General features: G+C 69.5%; 15 protein-coding genes. All 15 read left to right on the top strand.

Translation table 11 applies throughout. From position 1 onward, the window contains the following. The first annotated feature begins 2 nt into the window (after nt 1-2). Nucleotides 3-209: a phage head-tail joining protein gene (locus WOB96_RS05605; RefSeq protein ID WP_341370300.1), complete on the top strand. Its 207-nt coding sequence runs from the start codon at nt 3-5 to the stop codon at nt 207-209. 73 nt (nt 210-282) lie between these two features. Next, entirely contained in the window at nt 283-1,773 is a 1,491-nt protein-coding gene (locus tag WOB96_RS05600) for a phage portal protein (RefSeq protein ID WP_341370299.1), read from the top strand. Nucleotide 1,774: 1 nt separating this feature from the next. After that, entirely contained in the window at nt 1,775-3,016 is a 1,242-nt protein-coding gene (locus WOB96_RS05595; RefSeq protein WP_341370298.1) for a S49 family peptidase, read from the top strand. Between the two features lie 3 nt (nt 3,017-3,019). Then, entirely contained in the window at nt 3,020-3,394 is a 375-nt protein-coding gene (locus WOB96_RS05590) for a head decoration protein (RefSeq protein WP_341370297.1), read from the top strand. A gap of 2 nt (nt 3,395-3,396) precedes the next feature. Further along, complete coding sequence (locus tag WOB96_RS05585) at nt 3,397-4,401, top strand: major capsid protein (protein WP_341370296.1); 1,005 nt, start codon at nt 3,397-3,399, stop codon at nt 4,399-4,401. Beyond that, the gene (locus tag WOB96_RS05580; RefSeq protein WP_341370295.1) at nt 4,401-4,682 is read left to right on the top strand and encodes a head-tail joining protein; all 282 of its coding nucleotides are present in this window, start codon (nt 4,401-4,403) and stop codon (nt 4,680-4,682) included. Before WOB96_RS05585 ends, WOB96_RS05580 begins: the two co-directional genes overlap by 1 nt. Next, nucleotides 4,679-5,107: a hypothetical protein gene (locus WOB96_RS05575; RefSeq protein WP_341370294.1), complete on the top strand. Its 429-nt coding sequence runs from the start codon at nt 4,679-4,681 to the stop codon at nt 5,105-5,107. Before WOB96_RS05580 ends, WOB96_RS05575 begins: the two co-directional genes overlap by 4 nt. A 6-nt stretch (nt 5,108-5,113) precedes the next feature. After that, complete coding sequence (locus WOB96_RS05570) at nt 5,114-5,281, top strand: DUF7210 family protein (protein WP_341370293.1); 168 nt, start codon at nt 5,114-5,116, stop codon at nt 5,279-5,281. A gap of 2 nt (nt 5,282-5,283) precedes the next feature. Next, entirely contained in the window at nt 5,284-6,036 is a 753-nt protein-coding gene (locus tag WOB96_RS05565) for a phage tail tube protein (RefSeq protein WP_341370292.1), read from the top strand. 11 nt (nt 6,037-6,047) lie between these two features. Further along, nucleotides 6,048-6,437 (top strand): DUF6631 family protein, encoded by a 390-nt coding sequence (locus WOB96_RS05560; protein ID WP_341370291.1) that lies wholly within the window; start codon nt 6,048-6,050, stop codon nt 6,435-6,437. 41 nt (nt 6,438-6,478) lie between these two features. Next, entirely contained in the window at nt 6,479-6,649 is a 171-nt protein-coding gene (locus WOB96_RS05555) for a hypothetical protein (RefSeq protein WP_341370290.1), read from the top strand. Beyond that, nucleotides 6,627-7,274, top strand: a complete 648-nt coding sequence (locus WOB96_RS05550) for a DUF6441 family protein (protein ID WP_341370289.1) — start codon at nt 6,627-6,629, stop codon at nt 7,272-7,274. Before WOB96_RS05555 ends, WOB96_RS05550 begins: the two co-directional genes overlap by 23 nt. A gap of 2 nt (nt 7,275-7,276) precedes the next feature. Then, nucleotides 7,277-10,468 carry a tape measure protein gene (locus WOB96_RS05545; RefSeq protein WP_341370398.1) on the top strand — a complete coding sequence of 1,064 codons (3,192 nt, stop codon included), beginning with the start codon at nt 7,277-7,279 and terminating at the stop codon, nt 10,466-10,468. Then, nucleotides 10,469-11,401, top strand: coding sequence for a hypothetical protein (locus WOB96_RS05540; RefSeq protein WP_341370288.1), 933 nt, complete (start codon nt 10,469-10,471; stop codon nt 11,399-11,401). 6 nt (nt 11,402-11,407) lie between these two features. After that, the gene (locus WOB96_RS05535; RefSeq protein WP_341370287.1) at nt 11,408-12,400 is read left to right on the top strand and encodes a hypothetical protein; all 993 of its coding nucleotides are present in this window, start codon (nt 11,408-11,410) and stop codon (nt 12,398-12,400) included. Nucleotides 12,401-12,410 lie beyond the last annotated feature (10 nt).

Below are 12,410 nucleotides of genomic sequence, written 5' to 3'. Positions count from 1 at the left end.
CCATGGCCTACACAGCGGCCGATCGCGAGGCGCTGGAGCGGGCATTGGCGCGCGGCGAGCGGCGCGTCACCTTCGGCGACAAGACGGTGGAGTACCGCTCGGTGGACGAGTTGCGCGGGGCGCTGCGCGAGGTGGATGCGGCGCTCGCCCGCGAGGCGGGCCGACCCAAGCTGCGCCAGATCCGGGTCACGACGGGCAAGGGGCTGTGATGCAAAACATCCCTGTTTTGCCCCCTGACGGGCGCGCTGGCGCGCGTCCAAAACCTCTCCCGGAGGTTTTGTGATGGGCTTCTGGAGCCGCCTCAAGCTCGCCTTCGGTGCGACCCCCACCTACGACGGCGTGGGCTCCGGGCGACGCGCGCTCGCCTGGATGCCGGGCAACCCCGGCGCGGTGGCCGCGCTGCTCACGACGCAGACGGAGCTGCGCGCCAAGAGCCGCGACCTGGTGCGCCGGAACGCCTGGGCGGCCGCCGGCATCGAGGCCTTCGTGGCCAACGCCATCGGCACCGGCATCAAGCCGCAGTCGCTGGTCGAGGACCCGAGCCTTCGCGAGACGATCCAGGCCCTCTGGCGCGACTGGTCCGAGGAGGCCGATGCCCAGGGGCTCACCGACTTCTACGGCCTGCAGGCCCTGGCCTGCCGCGCCATGCTCGAAGGCGGCGAGGCGCTGGTTCGGCTGCGCTACCGGCGGCCGGAGGACGGGCTGGCGGTGGCACTCCAGGTCCAGGTACTGGAGCCCGAGCACCTGCCGGTGACGCTCAATCGCCTTGCCGACAACGGCAACGTGATCCGCGCCGGCATCGAGTTCGACCGGCTCGGGCGGCGTGTGGCCTACCACCTGTACCGCTCGCACCCGGAGGACGGACTGCTCGCGCCCATGTCCGGTGGCAGCGGCATGGAGACCGTGCGCGTGCCCGCCGCCGAGATCGTGCATCTGTTCCGGCCCTTGCGTCCCGGCCAGATCCGCGGCGAGCCCTGGCTCGCGCGGGCCTTGGTAAAGCTCAACGAGCTCGATCAGTACGACGACGCGGAACTGGTGCGCAAGAAGACCGCCGCCATGTTCGCCGGCTTCGTCACCCGTGACCAGCCGGAGGACGCCCTGATGGGCGAAGGGCCGGCCGATGCCTCGGGGGTAGCGCTGGCGGGGCTGGAGCCGGGCACCCTGCAGATTCTCGAACCGGGCGAGGACGTGAAGTTCTCGCAGCCGGCCGACGTGGGCGGCTCCTACGCCGAGTTCATGCGCCAGCAGTTTCGCGCGGTGGCCGCCGCGATGGGTGTCACCTACGAGCAGCTCACGGGCGACCTCACCCAGGTGAACTACTCCTCCATCCGCGCGGGGCTGCTGGAGTTTCGCCGCCGCTGCGAGGCGATCCAGCACGGCGTCATCGTCCACCAGCTCTGCCGCCCGGTGTGGCGCGCCTGGATGGCGCAGGCGGTGCTGGAGGGACGACTCGAGCTCCCCGGCTTCGCCCGGGACGCCACGCGGCGCCGCGCCTGGCTCGCCTGCAAGTGGATTCCCCAGGGCTGGCAGTGGGTCGATCCGCAGAAGGAGTTCAACGCGATGCTCACCGCGATCCGGGCGGGGCTGTTGTCCCGCTCGGAGGCGGTGTCCTCCTTCGGCTACGACGCCGAGGACGTGGATCGGGAGATCGCCGCCGACAACGCCCGCGCCGATGCACTCGGCCTCGTCTTCGATTCCGACCCGCGCCACGACCGCAACCCACCTGCGGCGGCCTCCGACCCGGCGCCGCCGCAAGACCGAAAGGCACCCTGACATGCAGTTCGTACACCTGGCGTCCCGTCTCTACGGGACGCCGCTTCTCATCGCGCGTTCGAAGCTGGACGTGATCCTCTCCGTGCTCGGTCCCCGCATCGGTCTGCCCGACCTGGAAGCCGCCGTACCGGCGGTGATGCCCGCGAGCCCGGAGGTGGCGGCACCGCCCGGCATCGCCGTGATTCCGATCCACGGCACGCTGGTGCGCCGCACCCTGGGCCTCGAGGCCGCCTCCGGACTCATGAGCTACGGCGAGATCGGCGCCCGTCTGGATGCCGCGCTCGCCGACCCTGCCGTGTCCGGCATTCTGCTCGACGTGGACTCCCCCGGCGGCGAGGCGGGCGGCGTGTTCGAGCTCGCCGAGCGCATCCGTGCGATTGATGCCGTGAAACCGGTTTGGGCGATCGCCGCCGACTCCGCCTTCTCGGCCGCCTACGCCATCGCCTGCGCCGCCTCGCATCTCGCCGTCACGCGCACCGGCGGTGTGGGCTCGGTCGGGGTCATCGCCATGCACGTCGACCAGTCGGTCCGCGACGCCCAGCAGGGCTATCGCTACACGGCGATCACCGCCGGCCGGCACAAGAACGACTTCTCGCCCCACGAGCCGCTCGACCAGGAGGCTTTGGTGCGCCTCCAGGCGGAGGTGGACCGCCTCTACGGCCTGTTCGTCGGGCACGTGGCCGCGATGCGCGGGCTGGACCCCGACGCCGTGCGCGCCACGGAGGCCGGGCTCTTCTTCGGCGAGCAGGCGATAGGCAGCAGGCTCGCCGACGCCGTGGCGAGCCGCGACCAGCTGCTCGCCGTCTTCGCGACCTTCTTGAACCCGCAGGGCCGTTCGCGGAACCCGGCCCCCCGCACGCGTCCCGGTTCCGCGTACGCCAAACAGGAGAACGACCCGATGCAATCCCCCGATCCGACCCCCGAAACCCCCGAGACGACGCTCGTCGCCGCTGCTGCCTCCGCGGCGCCCGCGCCCGAGACGCCCACCACCACCGTGGCGGACCGGCGCGAGGCCGTGGCCATCGCCGAGCTGTGCCAGATCGGCGGCTGCCCGGAGCGCACCGCCGAGTTCCTGGCCGCAGGTCTTTCGGAAACCGATGTCCGCCGCGCGCTGCTCGCCGCCCGCACCCAAAGCCCCGAGATCGGCTCGGCGATCCATCCGGATGCGCACGCCGCACACCGCGCATCCCCCGAACACAACCCGCTGATCAAGGCGGTCAAGCACCTCACCGGAAAGGAGTGAACCATGCCGACCCTAGTTGAACCGATGAACCTGGGCGACCTGCTGAAGTACGAGGCGCCCAACCTGTACTCGCGCGACCTCGCCACCGTCGCCGCCGGCCAGAGCCTCGTCCTGGGCAGCGTCGTCGGCCGTGAGACCGCCACCAACAAGCTGAAGGCGCTCGATCCGGCCGCCACCGACGGCACCGAGCTGCCCGCCGGCGTGCTGATCGTCGACGCCGACGCCACCGCCGCCGACCTCGATGCGGTCATCGTCGCGCGCCACGCCATCGTCGCCCGCCATGCGCTGGTCTGGCCCGCAGGGCTGACGCCCGCGCAGCAGTCCGCCGCCATCGCCGCCCTCGAAGCGCGCGGCATCCTCGTTCGTGAAGGAGCCTGACCATGCAGAATCCCTTTTCCAATCCCGCCTTCTCGATGGCGAGCCTCACCGCCGCCATCAACCTGATCCCCAACCGCTACGGGCGGCTGGAGACCCTGGACCTGTTCCCCATCAAGCCGGTGCGTACCCGCCAGGTGGTGGTGGAGGAGATGCACGGCGTGCTGAACCTGCTGCCGACCCTGCCGCCCGGCTCGCCCGGCACCGTGGGCAAGCGCGGCAAGCGGGCGATGCGCGCCTTCGTCGTGCCCCACATCCCGCACGACGACGTGGTGCTGCCCGAGGAGGTCCAGGGTATCCGCAGCTTCGGGCAGGAGACCGAGACCGAGAGCGTGGCCGGCGTGCTCGCCCGCCACCTGGAGACCATGCGCAACAAGCACGCCATCACCCTGGAGCACCTGCGCATGGGGGCGCTGAAGGGCGAGATCCTCGATGCCGATGCCACGCCGCTGGTCAATCTCTACACCGAGTTCGGCATCACGCCCAAGAGCGTGAACTTCGTCCTCGGCAACGCCAACACCAACGTCAAGGGCAAGTGCGCCGAGGTGTTGCGCCACATCGAGGACAACCTCTCGGGCGAGTTCTCGACCGGCGTGCACTGCCTGTGCTCGCCCGAGTTCTTCGACGCGCTGACCGGCCACGCCAAGGTCGAGGAGGCCTACAAGAACTGGCAGCAGGGCGCGGTGCTGATCAACGACATGCGCCGCGGCTTCACCTTCGGCGGCATCACCTTCGAGGAGTACCGCGGCCAGGCGAGCGACGCCTCCGGCACCACCCGGCGCTTCATCGCGGCGGGCGAGGCCCACTGCTTCCCGCTCGGCACCGTCGACACCTTCGCCACCTACGTCGCGCCCGCCGACTTCAACGAGACGGTCAACACCCTGGGCCTGCCGCTCTACGCCAAGCAGGAGCCGCGCAAGTTCGACCGCGGCACCGACCTACACACCCAGAGCAACCCGCTGCCCATGTGCCACCGGCCCGGTGTGCTGGTGAAGCTGACGGCAGCGTGATGACGCAGGTGACGGATCTTTACGAGGCCGCCGGCCGCGCCGGGCTGCTCACCGACGTCGTGGTGGGCTCGCTCACGGTGCAGTGCGTCTTCAGCGCCCCGGATGAGCTGGCGCTCGACGGGCTCGCACTGAACCGCGACTACCACCTCGAGTACCCGAGCGCCTGGCTCACCCTCGCCGCCGGCGACACGGTGGAGATCGCGGGAAGCCCGTATCGGGTGCGCGAGGTCCGCCAGCTGCGCGACGGCTCCGAGATGCAGGCCAAGCTGACCCGGCCATGACGTCCTCCGTCCGCGAGCGCCTGGTCCGGGCGGTCGTGGCGCGTATCGGTCCCGCGATCGCACCGACGCCGCTGCATCGCCAGCCCACCGTGCCGCTCTCGCGCGAGGCGAGCCCCGCGCTCCTGCTGTTCATCGAAGGCGATCAGGTCCTCGCGCAGGCGAACGACCGGCTCGACCGCGCCCTGACGCTGAGGCTGGTCGCGCTCGCGCGCGAAGGCGACGCCTTCGACGTGGCCGACGCGCTCATCGTCGCGGCGCACGGCGCGTTGATGGCCGAGCCGAGCCTCGGCGGGCTGGCTCTGGGCGTCCGCGAGATCGACTGCGAGTGGGACACGGAGGACGCCGACAGCCAAGCCCTGGCCGTGCCCGCGCGCTACGAGATCCGCTACCGCACCCTAGCCTCCGACCTCACCCGACAAGGATAAGGAACCATGCACATCGAACTCATCGAACCGCACACCCACGCCGGCCGACTCCACTCCCCCGGCGAGATCCTCGATCTCGACGAGGCAGCCGCCCAATGGCTGATCGAGCGCGGAGCCGCGCGGCCGGCCGACCCTCAACCCCAGACCCCGATCAAGACCCGTAAAGGAGACTGACCATGCCTTACTTTTCCGGACAGGGGCGCGTCTACATCGGCGCCCGCGACGCACTCGGCAACCCGCAGGGCCTGGCCTACGTGGGCAACGTGCCCGAGCTCAAGGTGTCCCTCTCTGTGGAGACCCTGGAGCACCAGGAGTCGGTGAGCGGCCAGCGCCTCACCGATCTGCAGCTCATCAAGACCAAGAAGGGCGAGTTCGCCTGCACCCTGGAGGAGCTCATCGCGACCAACCTGGCGCTCGCCCTCTACGGCGCCACCACCGCCCAGACCCCGGGCACGGTCACCGCGGAGGCGCTGCCGAACCCGGTCACCCCCGGCAGCCTCTACCTGCTCGCCAAGCAGGACGTCTCCTCGGTGGTGGTGAAGGACTCCAGCGCCACCCCCAAGACCCTGCCGGCCGCGCAGTACTCGGTGAACACCAAACACGGCTCGCTGGTGATCCTCGACGCCGCCACCGGCGGACCCTACGTCGAGCCCTTCAAGGCCGACTACGCCTACGGCACGGCATCGGTCACCGCGATGTTCACCCAGCCGCTGCCCGAGCGCTGGGTGCGCTTCGAGGGACTCAATACCGCCGACGGCAACCGCGAGGTGGTGATCGATCTCTACCGCGTGGCCATCAATCCGGCCAAGGAGCTCTCGGTCATCACCGACGAGCTGCTGAAGTTCGAGCTTTCGGGCCAAGTGCTGGCCGACACGCTCAAGCCCGCCGCCGGCGACCTCGGCCAGTTCGGCCGCATCGTGCTGCTGTGAGGGGGATGACGATGAGTGCTTCCGATCTGGATGTTCTCGTGCCGCAGCCTCAAGTTGTGGATCTGGCCGGCCAACGCCTCGCGATCAGCCCGCTGGTGCTCGGCGAGCTGCCGGCAATGCTCAAGGCCGTGCAGCCCTTCGCGCAACGACTGGCGGACGAGCCGGACTGGCTCGCCTTGCTCTCGGACCACGGCGATGCCTTGCTCACCGCGTTGGCGATCGCCAGTCGCCAACCGCGCGAGTGGGTGGACGCGCTGGCCCTCGACGATGCCATCACCCTGGCGGCGACCGTGTTCGAGGTGAACGCGGATTTTTTCGTGCGCCGGATCGCGCCGAAAGTCGGCGATCTGGCGCAGCGTCTGAACGGCCGTCTGGCTGGGCTGACGCCATCGCCCGCCTGATTCGGGGCGGTCACCGCTACCCGGACATCCTCGGCTACACGTTGGGCCAGCTGAACACCTTCCTCGCCGCCGATCGCCGCCTCGAACACGAACGGCTCGCCACCCGGCTTGCCGTCATGACCGCTGCCGCCCAGGGCAGTCGCGACGGCATCCGTGAGCTCCAGGCCGAACTCCATCGGGGCATGCGTGATGAAGATCGATCTGGTCGCTGACGGTTTGCTGGATCGGCGGCGCTTCAGCGCCTGGCAGGGCGACACCCGCAAGGCGATCCACACCGCCGTGGCCCGCGCGATGCGCGACACCGGCAAGGCGATGGCCGAGCGGGCGCGGGGCGAAATGCGCGCCGGTTTCAAGGTCGTGAAGCCGAAGTTCCTCCGCTCGATGCACGCCAAGGTGTTCGACCGCAAGGCCAAGGAATTCCCGGCCCTCTACATCGGCTCGAAAGTGCCCTGGCTGGGTATCCACGAACAGGGCGGAACGATCCGAGGGCGGATGCTCGTCCCGCTGCTGCCGCAGCACCGGCGCATCGGGCGCAAGGCGTTCGCCCGGGTGATCGATGCCCTGATGCGCTCCGGCAACGCCTTCTTCATCGAGAAGAACGGCCGGCAGATCCTGATGGCCGAGAACATCGCCGAGAACGCCCGGCCGCTCGCGCGCTTTCGCCGTGCCGAGCGGGAGCGCACCGGCGCCAGGCGCGTGCGGCGCGGCCAGGAGATTCCCATCGCCGTGCTCGTGCGACGCGTGAGCTTGAGAAAACGGTTCGACCTCGCCCGCTCGGTGCGAGGCGATCTTCCCCGCCTGACGGCGGCCATCCGTAAAGCAATGTCGAAGGTTTGAACGTGGCCGGTAACCGTGCCCAGATCCTCATCACCGCCGTCGATGAGACGCGACGGGCCTTCCAGTCCGTACAGGGAAATCTCGCCCGCCTGCGCGGCGAAGCCGCCCAGGTCGGCCAGGTGCTCTCACGTATCGGCGGCGCGATCGGCCTTGGGCTGGGGGTGCGCGAACTGGTCGAGGTCGCCGACCAGTACAAGAACCTGCAGGCGCGCCTCAAGCTCGCGGTCACCTCGCAAGAGGAGTTCAACCGCGCCGACGCGGCCCTCTTCGAGATCGCCCAGAAAAACCGCGCGCCCCTGGCAGAGACCGTCACGCTCTATGCGCGGCTCGCACCCTCGGTGCAGGCGTTGGGGCGTTCGCAGGCGGACGTGCTGGCGGCTACCGATGCCATCGGACAGGCCGTGTCGCTCTCCGGCGCATCCAGCGACGCGGCGGCCGGTGCCCTGCTGCAGCTGGGGCAGGCCTTCGCCTCGGGCCAGCTGCGCGGTGAGGAGTTCAATTCCGTCATCGAGCAGACGCCGCGCCTGGCGCAGGCCATCGCCGACGGCATGGGCGCGCCGCTCGGCTCACTGCGGGCCCTGGCGCAGGAAGGCAAGATCACCTCGAAGGCCGTGCTCGACGCCCTGCTCAAGGAGCGGACGCGCCTCGCCGAGGAGTACGCGAGCCTCCCCGATACGGTGTCGGGTGCGCTCACCCGCCTCAGGAACGCCTTCCAGCGAGCCTTCGGCGAACGCGACGCGAGCTCGGGTCTGACGGCGGGACTGGCGCAGGCGATCCAACTCGTCGCCGGGCATCTCGAGCTGTTGATCGACTTGGCCGGTGCCGTGCTGGTCGCCGCCTTCGGGCGGATGGCAGGCGCCTTCGCGACCAGTGTTGCTGCCGCCCGGGCGGAAGCGGCTGCGCGCCTGGCCAACCTGCGCACGCTGGAAGCCGAGGCGCTCGCCCGGGTGCGGCTCGCCGATGCTGCCTTGGCTCAGGCACGTGCACAGGGGCTTGCCACCAGCGCGCTGGTCGCCGAGGCGGCCAAGGCCCGGTTGCAAGCCACCGCTGCTTCCGGTGCCGTGGCTCAGGCAGTAGGGTCCACGTCCCTGCTCGGTCGCGCGGCGGGTCTGTTGCGCGGGGTGCTCGCGCTCCTGGGCGGGCCCATCGGCGTCATCGTGACCGCCGCGGGGCTGCTCGCGGGCGCACTCTATTCGGCGCGCGACGCCGTGGTCGAGTTCGGCGGCAGGACCGCCTCGATCAAGCAGATCGTCGCCGCCGCCTGGGACCTGGTCGTCGAGAAGGTCGGCGAAGTCGTCAGCGCCTTAGGAAGGCTGGTTGGCACCAACGATCTCTCCTGGGCCCGCGTGCGCGAGGCGATGGTCGGCGCGCTGAACGCCATCGGCACGGCCGTCCGCGCGATGGCGAACGTCGTCATCGGCGCGTTCAACGCCATCGGCAGCGCCGTCGGCATCACGGCCGCCTTCCTGGTCGAGCGCTTTCGTAGCGCCTTTTCCGACATCGGAGAGCTGGCGAAGGCCTTGGGCCAGGACGTGGCAGCGGCCTTCAGCGGCGACTTTTCGATGCAGGCGCTGCGCGCAGCACTCGGCCGCCATCTCGGCGAGGTGCGGGATTTCGGGAAGGAGCTGGCTGGAGCCGTGCGCGACGCCGTCACGCGCGACTACGTCGGGGACGCCGCGCAAGCCATCGCCCGGCGCATCCGCCCCGAATCAACCCAGGCAGGCGTCTTCGGCCGTCCGCAGCCGCAGTCCTTGTCCGCCCCCGACAAGGGAGGCGAAGCAGCGAAGCTCGCCCTCGTGCAGGCCCAGGCCGAGGCCGAATTCAAGCTCCTCGAGGACGGGTTGGACCGTCAGGCGCGGGCACTGGACGCATCCCTAGAAGACCGGCTGATCTCGCTCAAGGACTACTACACCGCCAAGACCCGGATCGAGCAGCAGGAGATCGATGCGGAGATCCGGCGCGTGCAGGTCTCGCTCGCGGAGCAGCAGCGCCTGCAAAAGACCGGCAAGGACGAACCGGCACGCCTCAAGGCGAAAGCCGAGGTCGCCAAGCTCGAAGCGGAGCTCACCGTCCTCAACGACAAGCGCGCGGACGTCGAAGTCGCCAATGCCCGCAAGGCCGCCCAGGCCGAGCGCGAGCTGCGCGAGGAGCTTGCCAAGGTGCGCGACGAACTGCTCGACCTCACCGGCGCCGCGACCAGTCAGGATCGACGCGCGGCGGTCGAGCGGCAGTACCAGACCCTGATCGAGCGGCTGCGTGCCGAGGGCGACACCGAAGGCGCGGCCACGGTCGGGCGCCTCATCGACGTCAAATCGGCGGCCGCCGATCTCGCCGACTACGAGCGCCAGTTCAACGACGCGCTCGCCCGGATGCGTGCATCCGAGGAGTCGATCAACCTGCAGCGTCAGTCGGGCCTGCTCTCGGAATCCCAGGCCCGAAGCCAGATCCTCGCGCTGCATCGGCAGACTGGCGAATCGCTCGATGCGCTCCTGCCGCAGTTGGAGGCCGCCGCCGCGGCCATTGGCCCGGAGGCCGTCGCCCGGGTACAGACCTGGAAAAACGAGATCGCGCAGGTGAAGCTCGTGGTGGACGACGTGGCGGTCGCCATCGACGGGGCGGTGCAGGACGGCTTCGCGCAGATGTTCGAGGCCATCGGCAGCGGCGCCAAATCGGCCAAGGACGCCTTCGCCGACTTCGCCCGCTCGGTGCTGGCCGCCATCAACCGCATCGCCTCGCAGAAGCTCGCTGAGGCGCTGTTCGGCAGCCTGTTCGGAGGCGGCGGCGCGGGCGGTGGAAGCCTCGGATCGCTGGTCTCGTCGTTGTTCCAGGGCTTCGCCGGCGGCGGCTACGTCACCGGCCCGGGCACCTCCACCAGCGACTCGATCCCGGCACGGCTCTCCGCCGGCGAGTACGTGCTCAACGCCGCCGCCGTGAAGCGCGTGGGCGTGGCGTTCCTCGAGGCGATCAACGGTCTCTCAGGCGGACCGCGCATCCAGGGGCCCCGGCTCGCCTTCGCCGCCGGCGGGCTGGTGCCCGAGACGCCGCCCCCGCAACCGCAGGGCCAGGGCGTGCGCATCGTCAACGTGATCGACCCGGCGATGGCCGCCGACTACCTCAACTCGTCCGCGGGCGAGAAGACCATCCTCAACATCCTGCAACGCAATGCGGGAGCCGTCAGACAGGTGCTTGCGTAAATGGCGTTCGAAATCGGCACGGCCAGCGATTACCGCGATCTGCTGGACCGCTTCCACGCCTTTCTCACCGGCCATCCGGACCTCGTCGCCGCGAGCCAGGCTTGGCAGGCGCTGCGCTGGACGACGGACGCCGCCACGAAAGAGCTCATCCTCAAGGCGCCCGGCCTGGCCGGTGCCGAGGAGATCTACTGCGGCATCCGGGCCTACGAGAACGCCACGGCCGGCTACTACATGTGGGACCTGAACGGCTTCATCGGCTTCAACCCGGCCAACGACTTCTACACGCAACCGGGTGCGATCAGCGGCTGGCTGCCGATGATGTCGCTCTGGAACACGGCGATCCCGTACTGGTTCGTGGCCAACGGCCGACGTGCCGTGGTGGTGGCGAAGATCTCGACCGTCTACCAGGCGGCGCACCTGGGCTTCGTCCTGCCCTACGCGACGCCGGGTCAGTACCCGTACCCGCTGCTCGTCGGCGGTTCGATGACCGGCCAGCGGGGCCGCAACTACAGCGTGACCTCGCCCAACCACCGCCATTTCGTCGACCCGGGCGAGGATGGGCAGAACAACGCCAACACCGCCTGCATGCTGCGCGGCCCCTCGGGCGCCTGGCTGCCGTTCCAGAACCTCGCCTACTCGTCGTCCGAGTATCGCTATGACGGACCGCGCCCGGTTTGGCCGACGAACTACACCTATCTCGGCAACCTGCGCGAGGCGCCGGACGGCACCTACGTGCTCTCGCCCGTGGTGCTCACGCAATACAACTCCGGCACCGATCACGACCTCTTCGGAGAGTTGGATGGTGTCTATCACGTCTCCGGATTCAACAACGCCGCCGAGAACCTGATCACGGTGGGCGGCGTGGACCACCTCGTGGTGCAGAACGTGTATCGCACCAGCGTGCGCGACTACTGGGCGCTGCGCCTGGAGTAAACGACCATGGCCTACCAGACCGGCACCTCCGCCAACCCCGATCAGCTGCTCGACGCCCTGCGCGTGTTCGCGGTGGCCAACGGCTGGACCCAGCTACGCTGGGCCCCAGACGGCACCGGGCAGACCCTGTCGCTCGCCAAGGGCGGGCTCTACGTCCATCTGCGCTCCGCGGTGAACGAGCGCCTCTCTACACGCTACAACACCATCACCGGCATCTGGCTGATCGGCTCGACGGGATTCGATGCCGGCAGGCCCTGGTGGGACCAGCCCGGATCGATCGTCAACGCCAGCTACGTGAGCAACACCACGAGCTACCGCGCCGAGTCCTGCGGCCTGTTCGAGGTGGGCACCGCCAACACCTACCACCTGTTCTCGGCCGCCACGCCCGAACTGATCATGCTCGTCGCCGAGGTCTCGCCCGGCGTCTATCACCATCTCGCCTTCGGGGATCTCGCGACGTTCGGCAGCTACGGCGGCGGGGCATTCGTGTCGGGCGCGTTCGGTCCGGACGCCTACACCTATACGTACAGCGGCTTCAACGACTACGTCTTCGGCTACGACCACGACCGGCACTTCGGCCTGCCGTTCAACGATTACAAGTACTACGGCGGCGCGAACTTCGTCCTCGCTGAGGTGGACGGCGCCACCGACTGGCACTCGGTCTGCAAGGACTGGGCGCTCACCGGCAAGCTCGCCAAGGCGCTGTGGGAACGGGGCACGGGCACGCCGCGCGACAGTCTGGCGCGCTACTGGTGGGGCCACGTGCCCAACACCCTGAACGGCGTGACGCCGATGCTGCCGTTCTACCTGTTCGTGGCGCGGCCTTCCGGTTTCTTCTCGCCCTTCGGCCACACCGCTCACCTGCGCTACCTCAACATCACCCACTACGCGCCGGCGGAGGCCTTCGCGTTGGGCGCCGAGCAGTGGATGGCCTTCCCGGCCCACTCCAAGAACGGCAAAAGCGGCGTGCACGGCTATGCCGTGAGACTCATCCCCTAAGCCCTAAGCG

The organism is Thermithiobacillus plumbiphilus (assembly GCF_038070005.1).
Classification (GTDB): domain Bacteria; phylum Pseudomonadota; class Gammaproteobacteria; order Acidithiobacillales; family Thermithiobacillaceae; genus JBBPCO01.
The sequence above is the reverse complement of the archived record's forward strand: the minus strand, read 5'-3'. Positions and strand labels throughout refer to the sequence as shown.